The organism is Sphingobacterium thalpophilum, from assembly GCF_901482695.1.
GTDB lineage: Bacteria > Bacteroidota > Bacteroidia > Sphingobacteriales > Sphingobacteriaceae > Sphingobacterium > Sphingobacterium thalpophilum.
Genome location: NZ_LR590484.1, coordinates 3167889 through 3191756 on the forward strand (window position 1 = coordinate 3167889; position 23868 = coordinate 3191756).

General features: G+C 43.7%; 18 protein-coding genes. 13 read left to right on the forward strand and 5 right to left on the reverse strand.

All coding sequences use genetic code 11. From position 1 onward, the window contains the following. Positions 1-415: 415 nt before the first annotated feature. Both FGL37_RS13220 and FGL37_RS13225 read left to right on the forward strand, forming a co-directional pair. Positions 416-616 (forward strand): hypothetical protein, encoded by a 201-nt coding sequence (locus tag FGL37_RS13220; RefSeq protein WP_028072261.1) that lies wholly within the window; start codon positions 416-418, stop codon positions 614-616. Positions 617-659: 43 nt separating this feature from the next. Then, positions 660-881 carry a hypothetical protein gene (locus FGL37_RS13225; RefSeq protein WP_028072260.1) on the forward strand — a complete coding sequence of 74 codons (222 nt, stop codon included), beginning with the start codon at positions 660-662 and terminating at the stop codon, positions 879-881. Between the two features lie 3 nt (positions 882-884). Here FGL37_RS13225 and FGL37_RS13230 read toward each other — a convergent pair whose 3' ends face one another. From FGL37_RS13230 to FGL37_RS13240, 3 genes are all read right to left on the reverse strand, one after another. Beyond that, positions 885-2093, reverse strand: a complete 1209-nt coding sequence (locus FGL37_RS13230) for an MFS transporter (protein ID WP_028072259.1) — start codon at positions 2091-2093, stop codon at positions 885-887. A gap of 89 nt (positions 2094-2182) precedes the next feature. After that, complete coding sequence (locus FGL37_RS13235; protein ID WP_028072258.1) at positions 2183-3100, reverse strand: helix-turn-helix domain-containing protein; 918 nt, start codon at positions 3098-3100, stop codon at positions 2183-2185. A gap of 127 nt (positions 3101-3227) precedes the next feature. After that, the gene (locus FGL37_RS13240; protein WP_028072257.1) at positions 3228-5279 is read right to left on the reverse strand and encodes a M48 family metallopeptidase; all 2052 of its coding nucleotides are present in this window, start codon (positions 5277-5279) and stop codon (positions 3228-3230) included. A 676-nt stretch (positions 5280-5955) separates the two neighbouring features. On the opposite strand from FGL37_RS13240, the gene FGL37_RS13245 reads away from it, so the two are divergent. The 11 genes from FGL37_RS13245 (at position 5956) to FGL37_RS13295 (ending at position 20613) form a co-directional block, all read left to right on the forward strand. Further along, positions 5956-6711 (forward strand): SDR family oxidoreductase, encoded by a 756-nt coding sequence (locus FGL37_RS13245; protein ID WP_028072256.1) that lies wholly within the window; start codon positions 5956-5958, stop codon positions 6709-6711. A gap of 99 nt (positions 6712-6810) precedes the next feature. Next, a complete protein-coding gene (locus FGL37_RS13250; protein ID WP_028072255.1) occupies positions 6811-7170 on the forward strand; it encodes a DoxX family protein in 360 nt (119 codons plus the stop codon). Further along, a complete protein-coding gene (locus FGL37_RS13255; RefSeq protein WP_051607355.1) occupies positions 7160-7597 on the forward strand; it encodes a hypothetical protein in 438 nt (145 codons plus the stop codon). The genes FGL37_RS13250 and FGL37_RS13255 overlap by 11 nt, the downstream gene beginning before the upstream one ends. Before the next feature lie 87 nt (positions 7598-7684). Next, entirely contained in the window at positions 7685-9292 is a 1608-nt protein-coding gene (locus FGL37_RS13260) for a Na+/H+ antiporter (protein WP_037534529.1), read from the forward strand. Between the two features lie 553 nt (positions 9293-9845). Next, positions 9846-10451: an RNA polymerase sigma factor gene (locus FGL37_RS13265; protein WP_037534620.1), complete on the forward strand. Its 606-nt coding sequence runs from the start codon at positions 9846-9848 to the stop codon at positions 10449-10451. A 104-nt stretch (positions 10452-10555) separates the two neighbouring features. Then, complete coding sequence (locus tag FGL37_RS13270; protein WP_138096828.1) at positions 10556-11728, forward strand: FecR family protein; 1173 nt, start codon at positions 10556-10558, stop codon at positions 11726-11728. 208 nt (positions 11729-11936) lie between these two features. Continuing rightward, a complete protein-coding gene (locus FGL37_RS13275) occupies positions 11937-15368 on the forward strand; it encodes a TonB-dependent receptor (protein WP_232048692.1) in 3432 nt (1143 codons plus the stop codon). 11 nt (positions 15369-15379) lie between these two features. Then, complete coding sequence (locus FGL37_RS13280; protein WP_028072250.1) at positions 15380-17005, forward strand: RagB/SusD family nutrient uptake outer membrane protein; 1626 nt, start codon at positions 15380-15382, stop codon at positions 17003-17005. 77 nt (positions 17006-17082) lie between these two features. Then, positions 17083-18222 (forward strand): SusE domain-containing protein, encoded by a 1140-nt coding sequence (locus FGL37_RS13285; RefSeq protein ID WP_028072249.1) that lies wholly within the window; start codon positions 17083-17085, stop codon positions 18220-18222. 10 nt (positions 18223-18232) lie between these two features. Next, positions 18233-19360, forward strand: coding sequence for a glycoside hydrolase family 76 protein (locus FGL37_RS13290; protein WP_197734467.1), 1128 nt, complete (start codon positions 18233-18235; stop codon positions 19358-19360). Between the two features lie 65 nt (positions 19361-19425). Further along, entirely contained in the window at positions 19426-20613 is a 1188-nt protein-coding gene (locus FGL37_RS13295; RefSeq protein WP_028072247.1) for a glycoside hydrolase family 76 protein, read from the forward strand. A 223-nt stretch (positions 20614-20836) separates the two neighbouring features. Here FGL37_RS13295 and FGL37_RS13300 read toward each other — a convergent pair whose 3' ends face one another. Beyond that, positions 20837-22003: a purple acid phosphatase family protein gene (locus FGL37_RS13300; protein ID WP_028072246.1), complete on the reverse strand. Its 1167-nt coding sequence runs from the start codon at positions 22001-22003 to the stop codon at positions 20837-20839. Between the two features lie 70 nt (positions 22004-22073). Continuing rightward, positions 22074-23864, reverse strand: coding sequence for a RagB/SusD family nutrient uptake outer membrane protein (locus FGL37_RS13305; RefSeq protein ID WP_028072245.1), 1791 nt, complete (start codon positions 23862-23864; stop codon positions 22074-22076). Between the last annotated feature and the right edge of the window lie 4 nt (positions 23865-23868).

Below are 23868 nucleotides of genomic sequence, written 5' to 3' on the forward strand. Positions count from 1 at the left end.
ATCTTTGCTCGACAAATCATATGAAGGCAGCCCGGCAATGCGCATATAAGCATTTTTCGTCTTAAGCATAATCAGTGCCGCATAGCTAAATACAGGGGGTTGTTGCACTTGACCGGACAAAACAATCATCGTCCAGATCCCCCTATCTACGGGACCTTCCGATCGAGCCATTTAAATTAATATACAGCGAAGCCGCATTCTCAAGGATGTGGCTTTTTTCATTTGCCCCCGTCCTTAAGGTCGAGTTTAATCGATAAGTAGCCTGAACGAGTCTTTCATGGCGGGCAGGGTAGTAACAGCATTTAATTAATAATGGAAAATCTACGGTTTACCGACGTAAATATGCTATTTACCGAAAAATCATAGCATCGGCCTTATACTTTTTAGAAATTCGGCATGGAATAATTCTAAACATATGGTACATTTATTTAATGCGTTAATAATCCTATTGGTGGTTGGTGCAGCAGCTATAGCTACCAATCCACCCGCCGGGCAGGATAGAAAGTCCGTCACAGCAAATGCTTTGGGCGAGCATCGGGAGTATCCAAAGGGGAAACTTTTCCCTGTCCGTTCATTTCAAGGAAATGCGCGGATCCAAAATAACTTACTGGATTAGAGGGCCGGTATAAAGATTTAACTTCGATATCTAAATAAGTACAATGAAAAAGGTAGAAATTTTTAAAACGAATGTCTATAAGAATAAGGAGGCTCAGCAGATTGTTGACACGCTACTCCAATTATTCTCGTCGTATAAGATTAATTTTGATCTTGAGGATGAAGAGCATATCTTAAGGATTGAATCGTCACAGTCAGCTATTGAGACCCATCGTGTTATAAGGAAAATGTTAGAGTGGGGGTATGTGTGTGAGCGGATCGAATAGTGCCTATATTTTTTTCTTTAAATGCGTATCCTGCCGTCGCCACATACGGATAATGATCCATGTGAGTAAAGCTGCAAAAATCAAATAGCGCCATGCCAGGCCAAACTGCGTTGTTACTTGTCCGCTTAATGCGATAACAAAACTGGATAAAGAAGTAATGATGTAGACCAGCCCGCCCATGAGTCCGCCAGCGGTGCCTGCATGTTGTGGGAAAAAAAGCATGCTGCTGGTAAAGAAACTGGTAAATAAAATGCCCGAAATAATATGGATCAAAAAAGCGAAACTGATCATAATATAGAGATTTTGCGCCACTAGGCTGATCATAATGAAGATAATGATCAATATTGCCTGAAACAGGGCCGGGAAAACAATACGTGATTTAAATTCCGATTTCAGACGCGGTTTGGCGATAAACCCACCGATCATCCAGGAAAAACCGAGCGCCAATGTACAATGACCAATGGTGACGGCTGTAAAATGAAATCTGTTTTCAATAATAAAAGGCCCTGTGATATTAAACAGCATCACGATAGAATAGCTCAGTCCCAATACCAAAATACCTAATAAGAATAGTTTATTTTGCAACATCATCTTGTATAGTACAAGATTGTCCTTAAGATTTATCCTTTTCTTCTGTGCAATGGTTTCACCGCCATAAAAAAGATCAAATAGCAGAAGCCCCGAGGCGTAGAACGCTAAAAAATAGAAGTTTGCCTGCCAATCAAATATTTTTTCCAGATAGCCGCCAAGGAAAGGAGCCAATATGGGACCGCAGGACCAGACAATGGTAAAGTAGCTGAGGTAGTTTTTCAGCCGTTCGCCCTGATATAGGTCAACAAAAAGCGCTCTGGTCGCGACCACCAACGTGGAAATGGCTATTCCCTGAACGATTCTCAACAAGCAGATAATGAGGGTGCTGTCGCTCTTTGCGATTAGCAGGCTACTGAGAATCACTAAAGTCAAGGCGATGAGTCTAGGGTGATAGCGACCAATGCTGTCCAATATATTGCCAATAAATAGCTGCGATATACCATAGCTCAGGAGATAGGCTGTCAAAGTGATCTGAATATCGTGTTCCTGCACAGCCAAACTATTGGCCATAGCCGGAAAAGAGGGGAGATAGATGTCGGTGACAAAGCCCGACAGAGGCATTGATACATATGCCATGAGCGTGACCAATTTGATCCGTTGTGCAGACGCTTCTTTCAACATAGCTTTGCGTATTTCATTTAAGACAAAGCTAGCAGTTTTAAGCTGTGCTTAATTTTATCTCTCAAAGTAAAAATTGTTAAAATCAAAGATCACTTGTTCTGCTGCCGAAACTTCAGCGGGGAGACTTCAGCATTTTTCTTAAAAAAATTATTGAAATGTGCCGGTTCGTCAAACCCTAGGGTATAACCAATTTCTGCGACGTTCCAATCCGTATATTTGAGCAGGTTTTTTGCTTCTTCAAAAATTTTTCTTTTAATAATCTGTGTGGTGGTCAGATTAGTGACTGCTTTGACAGAGGCGTTAAGATGATTGACGTGCACGTTGAGCCGCGCGGCGAAGTCAGCTGCGGTACGCAGTTCGAGGGGGTATGCAGGCGAATCTAAGGGAAACTGTTTATGGAGCAATTCGTCAAACAGACGATACATTCTTGCGCTGCCCGATTGGTCCTGTATATGGATATCTTCTACCCGCCATTCTAATGCGAGATGTAATACCGCCGCGAGGTTGCTCTTTATAGCCCCGCAGCGAAGGGCATAATTGGAGTTGTTGAGCCGGAACATATTGTCAAACAGCGTGGTGATCAAATGCAGTTGCTCATCATTCAAAAAAATAATCGGTTTGCTCCACTCCTTGAACAATGAGGTTTTCTTGAACGGTTCAAAAGTTTGGCTGCCCGAGAAAAATTCCTGGTTGAAAAGACAGAAATAACCCTCTTGTCTATTGCTATCGCACACCCAGGAGTAAGGGATGTTTAATGCGGGCAGAAATAGCGCCGGACGATCGATGTAAAGTTCGTGCTGTCCATACTTAAACCTGCCTTTTCCCAAGATAAGGCTGATCTTGTAGAAATCCCTTCGGTTATAGGGCGTTTTGAAATCACAGTATTTACGCGGTGATATGTTGAAATGTGATTTTCCCAGTTCCACATCGAGCAGATCACTGCCGTTTGTATGTAGATGGCTGAGTCGCCGATAATAATCCTGTAGGGTCTCCAATGTTTCGCTCATGACTAAGTAAGTTACGAAAATCAAATGTAAGCATTTTATTGTTACCGTGGTCAGACTCTACCTGTCAAGTGTCGGTCGTCACTCCTTTTTGTTGATGGCTACTTTCGGATGGGCCGCAGACATAAGATTATTTTTTGTTTTGTTCAAGTTCCAGCAGAAAATCCAGATAGTTTTTTTTCTTCTTGAAATAGTTATTGTCCAGTATCTTTTTATATTCTGAAATAGCGCTTACCATAATGGCAAGATTTTCTTCTTTGTACTGGTTGGTATTGAAATACACCAGATCATTGTGAATATACGTGTTCAGCGAAGATAATACTGTTTCATCCATGTCCTGCGTAGCGCTGGGTAGTTCGAGTAGTTTACGAAGTTTGTTTTTGAATCTGGGCTCCCTTTTTTTAAGATCACTCAGTTTGGCTTCAATTTCAGCAAACGGTGTGGTCTTAAAAATGAACTCAGAATTTTTTGACATTTCATCATAGAGGCTATGATATTCGTCAAAGGTTTTATGGAAAGCCGCGTAATCATAATATTTCCGGTCATATTCTTCCCGTCGGTTCATACTGTCCGACAGCTGGGTGAAGTAATGGTGGATTTGATGGTTATATCCATCTATTAACCGTTCGGTCGCTACTATGTCCCCTTCGATTTTTTGCAGCAGTTCATATGCTTCTGTATGCCGGTATTTTTTTCCGCCATAATCAAACGTTTTTAATTTAACCTCGCCATTGCTTATTGCTTCGACAACGTATTTGTCATTTTTAAGGCTATTGAGCTCATAAATCAGTTCGGCCCGGCTATCTGCATATAAGATTTCGAACGACAGACCCTCTTGTATTGGCGGTGCCGGTAACTCGTTTTTCAATATGGGATTATTGAAATCGTAGAAATCATTAAATTTGAGGTCAAATGTATATTTATTGAATCGGTCTGTGAATTGTGCTTTAAACGATTCAATTTCCAGAATGCCGGGTACTTGTTCATACTGAACGCCTGAAAATAGCTTGTCCGAAATCTGTTGGGCGATAGCACCATCGTTGGTCAGTAACGCCATTGCAGGAGCATTGTTGGTTTCGTTCTTTACAATATTTATTTGTTGTAGTGCTTTGATACGGTCTTCATCAGTAGGATGTGAAGCCCACTGGTTGTCAAGATTCAACTTCGACTTATCATATTTTTTTAAGTTTGCCAGCTGGATCTGCGGGAGATCATTTTCCAACTGATACCTATTTTTTTGTCCGAGGAGTAACATAACGAAGCTCTGCTCAGGATAAATGTTATTGCTCCGAACCTGTTCAGGAATTTTACCTTCATAAAAATTGAGTACATATTCCAGTGCATGATTTGCAAATCCCAGCCGCAACAGAGAGTCCGCTAAGGCTTTTGATCCCGCAACATGCGCTGCGATTTCATCCGCATGGAACTCCATTTCCCTCGATAGGGCCAAATAATTTAGATTGATATATTCATACAAATACTTGAGGATATTTTGGATCTGCTGGATAATGAAAACAGATATACCTATGAAAATAGCCGAATAGCCACTGACATTTCCCCATTTTTCGAATGTGTTATCAAGGGCCTCATTTTTGTACAGCATATTATAGATGATCTGGTTGACATGATAGACATAGCTCATTAGTTTCATACTTCGCTGGGAAAAATGGCCAAATTCGTGTGCCAGTATCGCTTTTAGCTCTTGTTGTGTTACCACGTTGATTAGCCCCATTCCGATCTGAAGGTTTTTTCTTATCGGAAGAAACATGCTCCAGAAGGTTGAATCGTAGAAAACGGATGCGTTGACATCATGCGACAGGAAAACTTTCTTCGGGAAACTGGTATCCACTTCGTTGACGATTTCATCAATAAGGGCAAACAGCTGGGGTTCATCTTGGGCAGTTATCGCTGTAAGATGACTGGTGTCGGTCTTGGTTTGGGCAAATACAAATTTAAGCAAAAAGAATAAAATGGTAAGTCCGGAGGCAATCAGGCCCAAACATAACACGCCTGTTAGGAACATCGGTTTGGATGCGAAGATAAATAGACCAAACAAGGTGAAGCCGATTGTTAAACCAATGGCCAGGACGAGCAATAAAATATAAGTGAATGCAAAAACAAAGATGGATAGAATAGTTTTGCGCGCGTGCTTTTTAAAGTTTGGCGATACTTCTACTTTCATAAAATCGTTAATAATTACAGGTCAACTTGTATAGTAAATCTAAAGAATATTCCTCAGATTGTGTAATTTTTCGAGCGAAATATACGAAACTATTTTAACGCGGGATCTGAGTGTTTGTCACCTCGTTTTCTCTTTTTATGGCAAGCTCTCTCAGATGAAATTGAAAGTAGGACAAAGTAGTCCATAAGTTTGTGCTATGAAAGCATAAATAGTGTAGTTATCCCTCCACAACAATCTTTTTTCTGGTGAGCAGGAAAGAACCTTCTTATACATATTGTTATCTTTATTTAACGCGCTGTATATCATGTATCTTGATTTTAGAAGATGATGAAGCTAGAATTTATATAAACCATAGTTACCGGAACTATATTAAAACAGTGATAAAAACGAGGTAGTGGGCTTAAAAAGTAACTTTTTATAGTTCTGTTCCTTCAATGCCTGCGGTTCGGATCAGCCCCTTTGATTTTGCAAAGGTTATGTCCGGGCGGAGAGATAACCTAAGTCGTCAGGGCGTAGGGGCTATCTCTCGAAATCATGATTGTCGGGCATAGCGTATAACATAATATACGTAGGTAAAATATACGTAGGTAAAATTCCGAAAAGTTCACCATAAAAGTCAGCGTTCGGATGAGCAACTTTGTAAAAACAATTGTAAAACATTTAAATAAAGAGAAAAATGGCACGAAATGATTTGAAAGGAAAAGTAGTTTTAATTGCAGGTGGAGCAAAAAACTTAGGTGGTCTATTGAGCCGTAATCTTGCGGCCAAAGGAGCAAAGATCGTTGTTCACTACAATAGTGACAGCACAAAGGCGGACGCTGAAAAAACTTTGGCGGATATTAACAGTGCAGGAGGAGAGGCATTTTTATATCAGGCTGATCTTACTGACGTGAAAAACATCAGCAAACTTTTTGATGCTGCGATTGAAAAATTCGGTGGAGTTGATATTGCGATCAATACAGTAGGTAAGGTCTTGAAAAAGCCTTTTGCTGACACGACCGAGGAAGAATACGATAGTATGAGCGATATAAACGCCAAAGTAGCCTATTTCTTTATCCAGGAAGCGGGTAAGCGTTTGAATGATAATGGAAAAATCAATACCATCGTTACCTCCTTGCTTGCAGCCTATACAGGATATTATTCAACCTATGCTGGCGCCAAAGCTCCGGTTGAACATTTTACGAGAGCGGCTTCGAAGGAGTTCGGCGGCCGTGGTATCTCGGTGACAGCGGTAGCTCCCGGACCTATGGACACGCCTTTCTTCTACGGACAGGAAACGGACGACGCGGTAGCTTATCATAAGCAGGCGTCTGCTCTTGGAGGACTAACCGATATCAAGGATATTGCGCCGCTAGTTGAATTTTTGGTTACTGACGGATGGTGGGTGACAGGTCAGACTATTTTCGCGAACGGTGGTTATACCACAAGATAGAAGGAGAAATATTGGAGGCAAATAATTGATTATTTGCCTCTTTTTTTAGTCATCAAACTACAATGCGCTTTGGCTTGTAACGAATTAATAGAAATAACGATGTTGAAAATTATCAATTCTATTTTGATCCTTGCGGCTGTTTTTATGGGCCTAAAACAGGGATATGCGATGGTTTCGGGCAAGACGGAAATGATGGCCATGTTTGGAAAATGGGGTTTTACCAAGACGGGCCTAATGGTAAATGGACTTATCACCATTTTGGCGGCGCTGTTGATCCTATTTCCGAAGACCTTCATGTGGGGCAATTTTTTAATGGCTGCCGGCATTCTGTTGATTATATGCTTCCATCTGTTGGATAAGGATATCAAGGGTGTGGCGATAGAGATCCCTTTTTTACTGTTGAATCTGATTATTATTTATTTACAGCATCCCTTAAAAACCTATCCTAATGCCCTATAAATGTCTGATTACGTTGCTGGCCATGATTTTGTCGTTGGTTGCCTGTGGGCAGAAACCGCAGCGTAGCGCATCAAATACATCAATTCATAAAACCGAACAGACAATGGATCTATCAAAAATTACAAACGAACAGGCCAGACAAGCTATTGAGGCCTGGCAACAGGGGGACAGCACAAGCTTCTTATCTTTCTTTGTGGCTAACGCCCGGTTAACCGACGATGGTCATCCACGCGATTTTGCAAATTTCGTAAAGACCGCCTGTGGGCATGAACGCTTCACAAGTATAGACAAAGTCGAAAACAACGGATTCGATATCTATGGAAATTTTCACACCGAAAGCTGGGGGGATTTCAGGACTTTCTTTAAATTTCAGCTTGGCAAGGAGGGGAAATTTGAACGCCTGGATATCGGGCAGGCAAAATATTAGTTTACCTACCTTGGTGATCTCACCGGTCCGCACATATCAGCTGCGGCTTGACGAATCCATACGACTTAATATTAAACACAATTGATTATGCACCACAATTTGCTTCTCATTCTCAGCCTATTGTTTGCCGTGTTTCTCCTGGTCATGCTTGCGCAGCGTATAAAAATAGCATATCCCATATTTTTAGTGCTTGCGGGTTTGGGCATCAGTTTCATTCCAGGAATCCCGTTGCTGCATCTTGATCCTGAACTGATATTTTTAATATTCTTGCCGCCCCTTCTATATGAAGCGGCCTGGTATACGTCGTGGAATGATTTCTGGAAATGGAAGCGGCCGATTGCTTTACTGGCTTTCGGTCTGGTCTTTTTTACATCGGTTGTCGTCGCTTATGCTTCCTCATCCTTCATTCCCGGATTTACACTGGCGTTGGGGTTCTTACTGGGTGGTATTGTTTCTCCTCCGGATGCTGTTGCTGCAGCGACGGTGCTAAAGGGTATGAGTGTGCCGAAAAGAGTGATGACTATTCTTGAGGGGGAGAGCCTGGTCAACGACGCTTCCTCACTCATCGTTTTCAAGTTTGCGCTGGCCGCCGTTTTGACCGGAACCTTTTCCATGCATGAGGCGACGGCACAGTTCTTTCTGGTGGCCGGAATGGGGATAGCTATCGGCCTTGCCGGAGCACATATCCTGTATATCACTCATCGGTTTTTACCCACTACGCCTGCCATCGATGCAGCTTTGACAGTAATGACCCCCTATATACTGTTTCTGGCAGCAGAGCAATTTCACTATTCCGGTGTCATGGCAGTTGTGAGTGGGGGTTTATTTATGTCTTACCGTGCACACGAAGTGTTTAAAACCGGAAGTACCCGCATGAATATGCTGGGCGTATGGACGACGATGATTTTTGTGATGAATGCGCTCGTGTTTGTGCTGATCGGTCTGGAACTGCCAGAGATAATCGCAGGTCTGGGAGCATATTCCCTAGCCGACGGCGTTACCTACGGTTTGGCAATTAGTGCCATCGTCATCGCATTACGCTTTTTATGGGTGTATCCTGCGGCGCATGTGCCACGTTGGCTGAGCGCAAAAGCACGGCAAGATCCATCTCCTGGCTGGAAAGGCCCTTTGGTGATCAGCTGGGCGGGGATGCGCGGCGTAGTGTCGTTGGCAACTGCCCTGTCCATCCCGATGCTGATGTCCGATGGTATAGCATTCCCACAGCGCAATCTGATTATCTTCATTACCTTCGTTGTCATCTTTGTAACGCTGGTCGTGCAGGGCCTCACACTGCCCTTTGTTATCAAGCTGATCCGGCTGAAAGAGATTGATGTTATCATTCCAGAAGAAGAACAGCAAGCCGCTATCCAGCTGCGGTTGGATAATGTCGCATTGAAGCTATTGGACGAAAAGTTTGCCGACTCACTCAAAGAGAACGAACTGGTCGGATTTTATAAATCTAGCCTCGAGGGAAGGGTTCGTAACACAGAAGCGCGCCTGCAGTCCCTGGAATGTGTGGAAACTGAACAGCAGGAGATAGAATGCTACCATACCGTTTTGTTAACCATTTATCAGCAGCACCGCAAAGAACTATTCCGGCTACGCAAAGAAAAGCACTATAGTGACGAGGCGATCCGTAAAGCTGAATTGCAACTTGACCTGGACGAACTTAAAATCACAGGGGCGGAGCATTAAGATACGCGATTATGAATATATCAACCCACGACAAACTATTTCATTTTATTCCCTGAACACGGGATAAGGTGTTTCAATATCATCATGTAGCAATCAGCGTAATGATTTTTCGAGCCATATCTATTCTATGATAAAGGGCATCCCAATATCGGATGCCTCTTTTTTTGGTGATATGTGTATCCGTCTATAGCTTCGTGCCCAACTCCATGTCGTGTCACACCTGTTGTATCGCTTGTGTCTTGTTGGATGTTCTATACCAGTAAATTTTTTTTGATATCAGCAAAACCGTTTTAGTTTTTATATATTTGTTTCATCATCTTCAGTAATTGAGCATCAGAACTTTGGGGACGATTGTTTTTGAGCAGCCGTGCCTGCGTCTTCGTTTCAAGGAGCATACATCCCGGATGTAGCAGAAGCTGATCAGAAGATAACCAAATACGACAAAACGATAGCGTTTTTTCATCGAAAGGGATGATCCTGGCCGCTTTGTTATCGCTATTTGAAGAAAGACCAAAAATTGGCTTTCTATTTTTATGTTTTCACCTATGTGACAATGTATAAACCGAAATATGACCATATCGAAGAGAAGGAAATCCTTTTGGCCTTGCGTTCGGGCTGCCAAACGGCCTTTCGCCAGATTTATACTTTATATAGTGGCCGGATTTATCTTAACATTCGGAAGATGGTCAAATCCGAACAGGATGCTACCGAACTTCTACAGGAGGTCTTTGTCAAAGTCTGGGACAAGCGGAAGCTTATTGATCCTGAGCAATCTTTTCGCGCTTATCTTTTTCAGATTGCCAGATTCAGTGTATATAATTTCATTCGTAAAACCAAGCTGGAAAAACAGGTGCAAGCCTATCTTAGCCTTCACGGCACACAGCTCTACAGCCATGTCGAAGAACAATTGGATGAAAAGCAGGATGAGCACTGGTTGTCTCAGACGATTGAGCAGCTTCCTCCTCAACGGAGATTGATCTACAGGTTATGTAAGATTGAAGGCAAAAGCTACGCCGAAGTGAGTACGCTGTTGCGCATATCGACTTCGACAATCAATGACCATATTGTAAAAGCTACAAAGTACATCAAAGAGAAACATGCTAAACTAGACCAGTCTGCACTATTAATCGCCTCCTTTATACTCCTCCAGCATCATTAAACAGTGTTATCTTTTTTAAGCTAAAAAAAAATAAATAAAATTCTCAGCACGAGCAGATGATCTCCGCATTTGAAGTGTAATAGCTAAAAAGAAGATAACCAATTGTGGAAAAGGAACTACTTCAATATACTTTAAGGCAGTATATGCGGGGGGAGCTCAGTGAAGAGGATGCCCGTGCTTTTCTGTCATACCTTAAATCCGGGGCAGATCGTGTGTTAATACAGGAGCTCATTCAAGAAGCGTTGGATGATCCTGTCGACCAAGAATTACTTCGGAATACGGACTTATTACTTGTCCTGGACAACACTTGGGAGCAATTACATCACAGGATTAATAAGCCTAAGATGAGAACGTTGACATTCTGGAAAAATGCTGGCGCCGTTGCGGCTGCTGTCGCAGGAATATTGATACTAAGCTGGTGGTTTGTTGATCGCGCTGATAATGTCCCGATGCAGGCATCAATAGAAGAGTCTATATTACCTGGAAAGCAATCTGCAACCTTGACGCTTTCCGACGGTCAGCAGATTCAATTGCAGGGAGCTTCCAATGGACCGATCGCGGACGAAATGGGTATCAGGATTTCTAAGAGCTCTGACGGACAATTAATCTACGAAATTAGGCAAAATAGTGAAGCCGTTACCGGCCATCATGTATTATCGACAACAAAAGGCGAAACCTACAGAATTAAACTCCCTGACGGTACACAGGTCTGGCTCAATGCCGCCTCAGCTTTAAAATATCCGGCAAGTTTTGCACTGCAAGGAACGCGGGAGGTCGAGTTGACCGGGGAGGCCTACTTTGAGGTGGCCAAAGACGCCAAACGCCCTTTTGTCGTCAGGTCCGCAGGCCAGCATATTCAGGTATTGGGAACGCATTTTAACGTGAATAGCTATACAGATGAGCCGTCAGTACGAACCACCCTCGTCGAAGGACTTGTGGAAGTGACTTCAGCAAGCCAAAAGCTACAATTACACCCTGGACAGCAGTTGAGCCTGACATCCAACGGCAGATTGAAATTACAGACAGTGGACACAGCACCTATAATTGCCTGGACCAATCACGAATTTATGTTCGATGGGGATGATATTGAGAGTGTCATGCGCAAGATAGCACGCTGGTATAATGTCGAGGTCATCTTTGAGGGCAAAAAAACAACAGAAAAGTTTGGCGGAGGGATATCCAGATTTGATGATGTAAAGCAGGTGTTAAGTCTGCTGGAAAAAACGGGCGGAGTCCATTTTCGTATCGACGGGAAGACATTGTATGTACTGCCTTAATAGTTGATCGATAATCTTTACAATAATAACCTAAAAAACAGATCATGAGCATAAATATACGAAACGAATAAGCTTTACCATAGGGGTAATCAGAAGCAACCGGGCCGCGGAGGACCCAGTTGCTGTTTGGGACAATTGAATTTACTATCCAATCTGCAGTATGTTTTTGTTTGGACGACTGGAACATACTGCGTATCAAACCTTGCAAATGTATCAAAATTATATCAGAAATAAGGAGATAGCATATCTGCTATTCCGTAAACTATGGCTTATTATGCGATTGACGACCATAATTATCTTGGTTACTTTTATGCAGGTTAGCGCTACGACCTTTGCACAGAAGGTAACATTGGAATATACCAATATGAGCCTTAAAAGAATTTTTAAGGAACTCAAGTCGCAGACAGGGTACAACTTCCTTTATACAGAACGGCAAATGGCAAATGCAAAGCCGGTCAGTATAAAGGTCAAGGACCGGGGGCTGTCCGACGTACTGGCGCAGATTTTCACGGATCAGCCGCTGTCATATCAGATGGACAACAAGACCGTCGTTATCCGTGACCGTCCTGTTGCCGGGCCGGCTTCTGCCTCCGATGCGCCTGTTTCGGGGCAGGCAGTGATCAAAGGCCGGGTGACCAACGAACGTGGAGAGCCGTTAGCAAATGTCTCTGTCCGGGTTAAAGGAAATCAGCAAGCTGGAACATCGACCGCTGCCGATGGAACGTTTATGATCCGCAACCTTTCTCCAACGTCGACACTTGTCCTTTCTTCGGTCGGATACGAACAGTTGACGGTACAATTGGCATCTATGTCTGCGACGCAGCTAGAGCAGCTACAGTTGGTCATGAAGCATAGCAATAGCCAGTTGGAAGAAGTTATCGTGATCGGATATGGTACGACGACCCGCCAGAGAATTGTGGGAGCAGTTGACCAGATCGGTTCAAAGACATTTCAGGATCGCCCCGTAGGCAACGTGACACAGGCGCTGCAAGGCGCATCCCCGAGCCTGACCATTCAGCAGAAGAGCATGGATCCGAATGATAATTCGATGAATATCAATATCCGGGGGATATCGACGGTCAACAGCAATGCGCCTTTAGTAGTGATTGATGGGATTATTACAGAAGGCGGTACACTCAACAAGATCAATCCAGATGATATCGAAACCGTGTCGGTACTTAAAGATGCCGGTTCTACAGCAATATATGGCTCACGTTCGGCGAATGGCGTCATTCTGGTCACCACAAAAAGAGGACGACAAAACCAGAAACCTACGGTTGCAGTTGGCACGCAATGGGGTGTCCAACAACCCAATATTTTGTTTTCCCCCGTTGCTGGCTATGAAAATGCAACCTTGCGCAACCTCGCCCTGACCAATTCAGGCATGGACCCACAGTTTTCTCCTGCAGCAATTGCTGATTTATATGCACATCAGGATATCGAGAAATGGAACTTGCCGGAAATCATGAAAAATTCTTTCCAACAAAAATATAACATCAGTGTTACCGGTGGCGGGGAAAAGAGTTCTTACCTATTTTCCGGAGGGTTTTATAACCAACCGAGCAACTTTGTCGGACAGAATTTTGGGATCAAACGATACAATCTTCGGACCAACCTCAGTACGGAGATCGGCCGCTTCAAGCTGACTTCTATTTTGGCCTATACACGTAATAACAATATGAGTAATACCGCAGGAAGTGCTATTATCAACGCTTCCCGTTTGCCTTCGTACTATTACTACCGTATGCAGGCCGACAACGGAAAATATCTGGTCAATAATGCACTGACGGATCAGAATCCATTAGCAGAACTCAACGAAGGTGGTTACATTAAGCATGATAACGATTATTTCAATATCAATCTCAACCTGGAAGCGAAGCTCATGGACGGATTAAAACTACGCGGTATTTTCGGCGCTGATATTTACGCGGACCATCGTTTTATCCGGAGGATCCAAGTGCCGTTGTATGCCAATCCAGACGCCGCTCAACCACAGGTCTACGTAAATTCCGACCGCAATACGGAAGACTTTAACGAAAAAGCTTCGTTGTTAAACTTTCAGCTGCTTTTGGATTATGACAAAAACTTTGGTGGTCACCATGTCTCAGGACTGTTTGGCGCGTCTAATGAGTCGTACACCCGTAGACAGAATGAGCTCAAAATGAAATTTACAGATCCGGTACTCGGCACGCCGACCACCGGTACGATTATCGACCCCGTAAGTGCGCGTGTCACGCCCAATGGGACCTTACAGAATAGCATCAATTCACTCTTCGGCCGAGCAGGATATGACTTCGAAAGTAAGTATTTTGCTGAGTTCAGCTTTCGTTATGATGGTTCCTCGAAATTCTCCAAAGCCAACCGCTGGGGCTTCTTTCCCTCAGGCTCACTTGGGTGGCGAGCTTCGGACGAACATTTTATGAACTGGTATAAGGAACATATTGGAAGTCTCAAGGTTCGGTCCACATATGGTGTACTGGGTAATCAGGCTGTGGACGACTATTCCTACTATTTTACTTACGAATCTTATCCGAACAGTTATGGGTTTAACAATAAACCGGTTGCGGCTGCTGGATTTAATTACGCCAGCCTGGATTTACGCTGGGAGAAAACCTATAATTTCAATGTCGGCGTCGATGCTACGTTCTTTAACGATAAGCTGACTGCAAGTTTCGATTATTTTAAGAAACGGACTGTAGATATTTTAATGTCACCGCAGATTCCTTCCACATTCGGTACCACATTAAAAAACCAGAACCTGGGCGAAATGAACAATGAAGGTTGGGAGATCAACGTGAGCTATCGGACATCGACCGGAGCGTTTCAGCATACGGTCAGTGCCAACATGGGCGATAGTCATAATAAGATCGTAGCAATGCCCGGGGATGACCGCATTTCGACCGTCGATAACATTACCAAATTAACACGTGTCGGTCTGCCTTATAATTCTTATTACGGCTATAAAATGGCGGGACTCTTCCAAAATATCGCTGACATAGAAACTTCCGCTTTACCAAGTGGTATTACTGCAGCAGACCTTCGTCCGGGAGATGTCAAGTATGTGGATCGAAATAATGATGGGATTATTGATGCACGGGACCGCTTTGTCCTGGGTAACGGTTTTCCAAGGTTTACCTTTGGTCTGACCTATAATCTCAGTTATAAGGATTTCGACTTTAGCATGTTCTGGCAGGGAGTTGGCAAACGGGATATGATGATTCGTGGTGAATTGATCGAACCATTTCATCAAAACTATTCGTATGCGATTTATCAGCATCAGCTGGATTACTGGACTCCGACAAATATAGATGGACGCTGGCCACGTCTGACCGCAAATGGATCTACAGCATCGACCAACAACTTTGGAAAAGACTCTGATCTTTATCTTTTCAATGGCAAATATGCTCGCCTGAAAAATCTGCAGATCGGATACACACTGCCAAAGAATGTCGTCTCCAAATGGGGCTTACAACGCGTCCGATTTTTTGTCAATGGTCAAAACTTGCTGACGCTGAGTAAAAACTCCTGGATAGACCCAGAGTCGTCCGAATTTGACTCAAACATGGGCGGTTCTGCCAATAGTGCCCGCAACTACCCAACTTTAAAATACTATGGCGGCGGATTAAATATTCAGTTTTAACCTTTTATGCTATGAAATTATACAAACTACTTATCGGAGGCTTGAGTTTAATGGCGGTTGTCCATTTCACCTCCTGCAATAAATTGGATACACTGCCGACGGATAGATTTACAGACGAAAATTTCTGGAACTACCCCGACAATGCGGAAAAAATGGTCAACATGGCCTATAATCAAATGTATTCCGCAGACCGTATGTGGAACGACGAAGCCCTGAGCGATAATATTTTTGAAGGCAGGTCAAATACTGACCAGCGTGCTATTCGTAACGGTACTGCAGATCCTACCCTGGGACGCTTTGCTTCAGAGTGGTCGGATCTCTATGGCGGGATCAAAACCTGCCATGTCTACCTGGAAAATGTAGACCGCGTGCCCGACATGGACGCTGCACTCAAAAAGCGGCGGACTGCCGAAGTACGATTTATCCGGGCTTTCCTGTACTTTAGGCTTGTCAACTTCTTTGGTGATGTGCCATTCTTTACCAAAGATATCACGTTGGAGGAATCAAAGACAATACCTAGAACGCCTAAAGCGACCATTATGGCCTTTATTCATCAGGAGCTAGATGAATGTATTGTAGATTTACCCAGCAAAGACGCCCTGCCTGCCGATGATAAGGGCAGGATTACCAGAGGCGCAGCCTCAGCCTTTCAGGCGCGGGCCTATCTCTATGAAAGCAATTGGAATAAAGTGCTGCAGTATTGCGAAAATCTGATGAATAAACAGTCCGAATTTGGCACATATTCACTTTTCAATAGCTATCCGCAATTGTTTACTGCTGCCAATGAGTATAACGCAGAGGTTATTCTTGATTATGCTTATGTACCGCAGTTAAAAACTTGGAATAAGCTCTACGATGCAGCCCCAATGTCGGCCCAGGCACGTCTAAATGCTTATGCGCCCTTGCAAAGTCTGGTGGACAGTTATATTACCCTCGATGGAAATAACATCGTTAACGATCCCAGCTACAATAGCGACGACCCGTATGTCAATCGGGATCCACGTATGACAGCGACAATTGTTCATCATGGAAGTCAATGGACGGACTTTGACGATACAGTCCGCAAAATTTTTATCAAGCCCGGATCAGGCACAACCGATAAGGAGCGCCTCGACGAGTATCAGGGGGCCAGCGCCAACGCGTCTCCCACCGGCTATTATGTCAAAAAATATTACGATAAGACCGCGACGGTGAAATACGATGCTGGACTGAATATTATCCTATTCAGGTACGCTGATATATTATTGATGTATGCCGAGGAAAAAGAAGCGCTGGGTCAGCTCGACGCCAATATTTGGGACATGACAATTAAACCGATCCGTAAGCGGGCAGGCTTTGAAATGGCCAAGGCGCTTGACTTTCCTTCCACAGGTGACCTGAAGACGATTGTACGAAATGAACGACGCAGCGAGCTTGCTTTAGAAGGCTTGCGTTACTATGATATTGTTCGCTGGAAAGCAGGTAAGACCTATTTGGATGGTCAAGTCTTTGGGGCGAAATATGGTAGTAACAATAGCTACATTAAATTGGATATCCGACGCTTTGATGAAAGCCGTGATTACCTCTGGTCGGTACCCAGGACACAGATTGACCTGAATCAAAATCTGTTGCCGAATAATCCGGGGTACTCAAACTAATTGAATTAAAAACAAAGCGGCGCCACCGAGATCATGAGAACACACTCGTTGTGAGCCGCAAAATTAACGATAAAGACATGAAATGGTATTTTAAAGTTATTGCTATGTTTGCATTGGCTGCGAGCATTTTCTCCTGCAAAAAAGACGATATGAACTACTCGGATGCTGAAGTATCTGCTGTAGAGCATCTATATTCACCTGTGGACGGAAGAGCCGTCAAATTATTAAATTCAGCTTCTGCTGCTCTTTATTTTGAATGGGAATCTGCGTTAGTCGCCGATGGGGGTGCGGCCCAATATGAAGTCGTTTTTGATAAGGTAGGCGGGGATTTTAGCAAGCCCCTATATACCGTTGCCTCAGATAATAACGGCAACTCCAACGGAGCCAACATTAGCCATAAGATATTGAACCAAGTAGCCGCTAAAGCGGGAATCGAACCAGGCACAAGTGGGGATATCAGCTGGTCGGTGTATTCCATCCGAGGTATGAAAAGAGTGTTGAGTCAAGCGAACAGGAAGTTAACTATCAAGAGCCTGGAGGGATTTGCTGAAATTCCGGATGAATTGTTCATTACAGGAGAGGGTTCGGAAGGTGGTGCAGCTATTGCACAGGCCTTGCCGTTTAAGCTTGTGGGAAATGGGGAGTATGAAATCTTTACGAAGTTGGAGGCCGGAAAGAAATATATATTTACGGATCGCAAAGCTGCTGATGGCCGGATCTTCTATTCCGAAGATCAGACAAAGTTGAAAGAAAGTGAAACGGGAATCAATACGGTGACAAAAACAGCAATTTACCGAATACAAATTGATTTCAATGTCGCAACGATTACCTACACGGAAATCAAGAGCATGGGGGTCTATTTCTCTCCCTCCGGAGCAGTTGTGCTGGATTTGCCTTATCAAGGAAAGGGTGTCTGGTCCGCAACTGGGGTAATCAACTTTAAGCAGGAAAGCTGGGGCCGTGACCAACGCTACAAGTTCCAGATGGAAACAGTCAAAGCGGGTAAAGCAGAACCCATACAACTCGGTACTCAAAAGCCTTTGGATGTTCCACCAAATGGCTCGGACCCAACCTATTATTTCGTCCGTATATTGCCCAATCTATCTCAATGGGATGATAAATGGAAATTTGTCGATGCAGTGGATGGTCATCCGACAAAAATCTCATTGATTTTACAGGGCGATAAGGAGTATACGCATACCGTAGTTCCAAATTAAAGGAGGACAGATGATGAAAAAAATAATGATCTTATCATCCATGCTGTTTATATTGTTTGGGTGTACAAAAATTGATGATACCTATCCTTATGACGATACGGTCCAAGAATCCTGGTCAGCAATAGCCACGCAAGTGTCCGATAAAATGATTGCCGGTTTTTGGAATGAAGCAGGATACTTTAACAACGCTATTAACCAGTCGGACCAGGGCTTTCAATATTGGCCTAATGCGCATGCTATGGACGTTGTTATAGATGCTTATTTACGGACCGGAGATACGAAGTATAGCGCCTATTTTAACAAGTGGTTTGAAGGTGTCAAAGTCAAAAACGGCAACACGTATTATAATGTATTCTATGACGATATGGAATGGAATGCCTTGACTATGCTACGTTTGCATGAAGTCACCAAAGAACAAAAATATCTCGATACAGTGTTGCTTTTATGGTCAGATATTATCGAAGCCTGGAACGAACAATATGCTGGTGGGGGACTGGCGTGGCGCAAAGATATGCTGTATAGCAAAAACGCCTGCTCTAATGGGCCTGCCAGCATCCTGGCAGCCAGACTTTATGTTTTGACAAAAAATGAAACCTATCTAAACTGGGCAAAAAAAATCTATGAGTGGCAGAAGGCAACCTTATATAACCCGTCTTCAGGTGCCGTATATGATAATATCAATGGCGAAACCGATGCTGTAGATATGACTACGCTGACCTATAATCAGGGGACCTTTCTGGGCACTGCCGTTGAACTTTTTAAAGTAACCAAAGATCAAATCTATTTGGTCGATGCCCAAAAAATTAGCTATTATACGATTACGCGTTGTATAGATTTGGGTAATAATATTCTTCGCGACGAAGGAAATGGTGATGGAGCCTTATTTAAGGGGATATTTATCCGGTATTTTATTGAATATTTGAATTTGGAAGGCATTGATGCTGACTACCGGGCTAAGTTCGAAAAGTTCCTGATCAACAACGGGAAAATTGCATGGACCAAAGGTACCAGCCGGCCAACCTTATTATTTGGTTCCTCTTGGTCCCAGCCGCCGATTGGAAATAGTGAGATTACTGCTTATGCGAGTGCAGCGATGCTATTTGAAGGGCTGGCGCGCTACCAGGCCCGGTCAAAATAATTTTGAAACTTCGGAGCCGGAGGGTTACCTAATAGGGCCTGATGGCTCCGCTACTAAACATGCTGATGAAATATATACATATAATAACCACCACCACTATATTATTGACAGGACTATGTCGTCTAACGGGACAGGCACAGGTGAAAAATGCAGTTTTTTTTGAGCGTGCCCAACAAACTCTGGATGCAGTTTATGCGAAATACGGTAATGCAGAGAATGAACTCCTTGCCGAGAAATATCCTTTTGATGAAGGTTTTAAGGCGGACTACCTGAATAATGCGGAGCAGGCCGGCCAACAGAAAAAGTATGCCTATCTCTGGCCGTTCTCAGGTAGTTTTTCAGCCGTCAATGCTTTGATGGAGCTTCGAAATAAAAACACGGACCTTCATAAATTTTTGGATCAAAAGGTGTTAGTTGGTTTGCGTGAATATAGAGATGACCGTCGTCAACCTGTCGGATACGCCTCTTATATCAATTCGGCACCTGCGTCCGACCGTTTTTACGATGACAATATCTGGCTGGGCATTGACTTTACGGACAGCTATATCCAAACCAAAAAAACAGCATATCTAAAACATGCTGAAGAAATCTGGGCGTTTATAAAAAGCGGTGAAGACGAAAAGTTAGGCGGAGGTATCTACTGGTGTGAGCAGAAGAAAGAATCCAAAAATACCTGTTCAAATGCCCCTGCTGCAGTGTTTGCCCTAAAGCTATTTGAAGCCACCAAAAAGAAGAACTATCTGAACGAAGGCCGACGTCTGTATGAATGGACAAAAGCGCGGCTACAAGATCCGGCGGACAAATTATATTGGGACAATATGCGTCTTGACGGAAAGGTTGAAAAGGCCAAATATTCCTATAATTCCGGTCAGATGCTGCAGGCAGCAGCACTGCTCTACAAACTGACTAAGGAAAAAAAGTATCTGGTCGATGCACAGCAGCTTGCTAAGGCTTGCCTGGGTCATTTTTTTAAGATTAGGGAGGGTGAAGATTTTCCTGTGCTGAAAAACAGTAATATATGGTTTCACGCCGTCATGATGAGAGGTTATATCAGCTTATTTGAACAGGACAGAAACCCAGAATATATGGCGGTCTGGGCCAGGAACCTTGATAGAGCATGGTATAAAATGCGCGATCGGGACGGCCTGTTTGAGTCCGACTGGACTTTAAAAAACACCCAAAAATCCAAATGGCTATTAGACCAATGCGCTTTTGTGGAAATGTACGCACGCTTGGCAAAACTGGGATACTAGCTTGCAAATGCTTATCGCAGTACTTCAGGCGATTGAATAGCTGTCTAGAAATAAGGTAATTATGTTTGTGTGGGCAGATTAGTGCTCTCTAACTATGAACAAAAGGTGTTAACCCACACAAAAATGTGGTCTAACACCTTTTGTTTACAGGACTTGTACAGCCTGCTGTCCAAGTAGCCCTCTGCTTAATAGATCACAGCCATCAGATAGCAGCTTTTTTAACCTATTTTAAAGGCTTGATGATGACTTGGTCTACCGTTTTGCCTTGCTGGTCGAGGATTTTGAAGACACCTTGGCTATCGTCCAGATCTGCACGGAGGACATTGTTGTTCGAGTTTACGATGATCGGGAACTGTACAGCATTTGTCGCGTTTTTGATCATATGCCTGTGAAGATGGCCCGAGAGCATGATTTGTGTCCCCGCCTTGTTGAGGATGGGGACAAACTTCTCCAGAATTTCCTGTTCACCATGCCAGCCGCCAAATGGAGGCATATGACAGATGACGATTTTATATTTTGCATCTTTAAAGGCGGGGTTTTCCACTGCTTGAGCAAGCCATGCAGCCTGTTCGCTGCGATAGTTGTCCATATCCACGATACCGCTGTATTCAATGTCGCTATCTGGTTTGTCTTCTCCACAATCCAGTACGATAAATCCGGTATTTCCATGTCTAAACTGATAATAGAGCTTGCCCGTAGGCGTAGGAAAATATTTAGGATACTCGATCGCGAAGGGGCCGCGAGTTTCGTGATTTCCCCTTGCGTAGAACATGGGCTTTACACTGGCAAACTTCTTAATCGCCATATCCATAAATCCAGCGTACATCTGATTTTCATTCAAAAGGCTACTGGCCATATCACCGTTAAAGACAACAAAATCACTGGTCTTGATATCTCCGATATCAAGCAATTTGTCGAGCACTTCATTGCGTTCATGAATATCGTTTACCACGGTGAAATGTGTCGATTTGGCATCCCCAAAAGTTTTAAAGGACAGCGGAGCCGCTTTATATACATTACTGGCTACCACAGCACCATACTGGACGTCGACCCCTACATGTTTAAGCACTTCCTGGCTGTATACGCGATATCGATATCTTGTGCCCGGCTGGAGTCCGGTCAACGTAACCTGATGTAGTGTGCTGACTTTTTTAAAGCCATAAGCTGTAGCATAATATTTAGGTCGCTCTTTAAAATAAAAGTGGCTGGAATCATCTGGGGCGAGTTCTACCCAACCTGTCGCGGGCTTATCGGTTGTCCATATGATAGATACCGAGTGCTCGGTAAGTCCTTGGATAAACGGCAAATGGGTTATCTTAATGGCTTCCTGTCCATTAGCCCAGAGACTGTGCAACAGGAATAAAACAAGTATCAATTGAATTTTTTTCATTTTTTTGATTATTTATCAATATATATTACGAGTGGTATCATCAGACATGCCAGCTCTGAATAGCGGAAAATCAATATCCAGGGTTCTGAATCAATAAACCATTCTTCTTTAGCTCATCGCGTAGAATCGGCAGAAAATAGGCTTTGTCGTTCCATGCATATTTCTCGAAATCGATATGCTTGATTGTCGGGACAGCAGCGGTCGTATGATCCGGATTCATCTTATAGACGATATCAGCAACCTTGGTCGTCCGGTTATATACCTGTGGCCCCAGCAACCAGCGCCTCACATCATAGAAACGATGTTCTTCAAAGGCGAGTTCTATCCTTCTTTCGTTGCGGTATCTTTCTTTAAGTGCAGAGCCAGAATCAGTGATTACTGGCATGCCCGCTCGTCTGCGAATCATATTGATGTAGGTGCGGGCTTCTTCTTCTTGCCCCAGTTCAATACATGCTTCGGCATAGTTCAGCAGCACTTCGGCATAACGCATAAAACGCCAGGTGACAGTTTGTTTATCGTATTGGGCATTTACCGCGGGATCAATATATTTTCTGAGGTAATAATCTGTATAACTGCCGTTCCAATCTTCTATCGTACTTTTGCGGGTATCCACTCCATAGACAATATCTGCCTTGCCCGTGGTGGCATTCCAGCGCTCCCATCTGCCGGTCTGTATCTTATTTTCCGGGTCCAGGCCTTTTGCATCATCCGGTCTTTGTCGCCATGAAGCTCCATTATACAGTACTGTCGCTGCGAACCTCGGGTCTCTATTTTGATAAGGGGCAATGGCCATTGCGGGGTTGGACCAGTCAAACTTTTTGCCGTCTATGGTCTCAAAATCGTCAACAAAGTCACCCAAAGGCGCGTTGGTCCCCCAACCGTGATAGCCGTTTGGAGAAGAGTATAGTCCTGCTCGTTGCCCCATGGGGACCGTGAAATATTTAATGAAAATATCTTCTTCGGTATTTTTACTCAAAAATATTTCAGTCAGATTTTTTGTCACATCATCAGTAGCTGCTGGAGTCGCTTTGTATAATTTATATTTATTGAGGTCGATCACAGCCTTGGCGGCCTCTTTGGCAGCCTGCCATCTTGCGGCACGATTGCCGTCTGTATAGCGGATCAATTCCGGTTTTTCGAAACCCGGGAAGACCTCTTTGTTATAGAGGTCGCTCGCTGCATAAAGTAATATTCTTGCTTTGAGTGCAAGCGCTGCTCCCTTCGTCGCCCGTCCCTGATTTGCTCCTGTATTTTCCAGAGGCAACAGGGCAGCGGCTTTGTCCAGCTCATCCGTCATAAATTTAACGCAGTCCGCATACGTGCTTCGCTCTTTCTGAAATTCATCGGTAAGCGAATAAGGTTCGGTGATCAATGGCACTCCACCATAGGTACTGGTAAGCAGATGATAATAATAGGCCCGTAGAAAATGCATTTCACCGGTCATCCGCTCCTTGAGCGTTTTGCCGTCAACTACATTTGAAGTGAAAGGCACCTGATCTACTTTGGAGAAAAAGATGTTACAAAAGCGTATACTTTTATAAAGATCCGCCCAAGATCGATATCGGGAAACACCCCAGCCCAATAGATCGTCAGGAGACTGAATGCTGCGGTTGAAGTTTAGCGAGGACGCATTACCGCGGTAGTGTCCTTCGTCGACCAGATTAGCCTTAAACCGGCCGTCGGTAAGCGGCTCATCTAGACGAAAATACACTTGGTTGATAAAGGTTTCAACCAGTGCGGGGTCAGCCCACACGGCATTCTCGGAAAACTCAGTAGATGGGTCGGTATCCAGAAAATCCTTTTGGCAGGATCCTAATGTTAAAGCCGCCAACACTATCAATAGATTAAATTGTTTTTTCATGACC

What these genes read in the sequence shown, in the direction of transcription:
- FGL37_RS13220 (WP_028072261.1), top strand. Translation starts at nt 416, where the DNA reads ATGGTACATTTATTTAATGCGTTAATAATCCTATTGGTGGTTGGTGCA.
- FGL37_RS13225 (WP_028072260.1), top strand. Translation starts at nt 660, where the DNA reads ATGAAAAAGGTAGAAATTTTTAAAACGAATGTCTATAAGAATAAGGAG.
- FGL37_RS13230 (WP_028072259.1), bottom strand. Translation starts at nt 2,093, where the DNA reads ATGTTGAAAGAAGCGTCTGCACAACGGATCAAATTGGTCACGCTCATG.
- FGL37_RS13235 (WP_028072258.1), bottom strand. Translation starts at nt 3,100, where the DNA reads ATGAGCGAAACATTGGAGACCCTACAGGATTATTATCGGCGACTCAGC.
- FGL37_RS13240 (WP_028072257.1), bottom strand. Translation starts at nt 5,279, where the DNA reads ATGAAAGTAGAAGTATCGCCAAACTTTAAAAAGCACGCGCGCAAAACT.
- FGL37_RS13245 (WP_028072256.1), top strand. Translation starts at nt 5,956, where the DNA reads ATGGCACGAAATGATTTGAAAGGAAAAGTAGTTTTAATTGCAGGTGGA.
- FGL37_RS13250 (WP_028072255.1), top strand. Translation starts at nt 6,811, where the DNA reads ATGTTGAAAATTATCAATTCTATTTTGATCCTTGCGGCTGTTTTTATG.
- FGL37_RS13255 (WP_051607355.1), top strand. Translation starts at nt 7,160, where the DNA reads ATGCCCTATAAATGTCTGATTACGTTGCTGGCCATGATTTTGTCGTTG.
- FGL37_RS13260 (WP_037534529.1), top strand. Translation starts at nt 7,685, where the DNA reads ATGCACCACAATTTGCTTCTCATTCTCAGCCTATTGTTTGCCGTGTTT.
- FGL37_RS13265 (WP_037534620.1), top strand. Translation starts at nt 9,846, where the DNA reads ATGTATAAACCGAAATATGACCATATCGAAGAGAAGGAAATCCTTTTG.
- FGL37_RS13275 (WP_232048692.1), top strand. Translation starts at nt 11,937, where the DNA reads ATGTATCAAAATTATATCAGAAATAAGGAGATAGCATATCTGCTATTC.
- FGL37_RS13280 (WP_028072250.1), top strand. Translation starts at nt 15,380, where the DNA reads ATGAAATTATACAAACTACTTATCGGAGGCTTGAGTTTAATGGCGGTT.
- FGL37_RS13285 (WP_028072249.1), top strand. Translation starts at nt 17,083, where the DNA reads ATGAAATGGTATTTTAAAGTTATTGCTATGTTTGCATTGGCTGCGAGC.
- FGL37_RS13290 (WP_197734467.1), top strand. Translation starts at nt 18,233, where the DNA reads ATGATGAAAAAAATAATGATCTTATCATCCATGCTGTTTATATTGTTT.
- FGL37_RS13295 (WP_028072247.1), top strand. Translation starts at nt 19,426, where the DNA reads ATGAAATATATACATATAATAACCACCACCACTATATTATTGACAGGA.
- FGL37_RS13300 (WP_028072246.1), bottom strand. Translation starts at nt 22,003, where the DNA reads ATGAAAAAAATTCAATTGATACTTGTTTTATTCCTGTTGCACAGTCTC.
- FGL37_RS13305 (WP_028072245.1), bottom strand. Translation starts at nt 23,864, where the DNA reads ATGAAAAAACAATTTAATCTATTGATAGTGTTGGCGGCTTTAACATTA.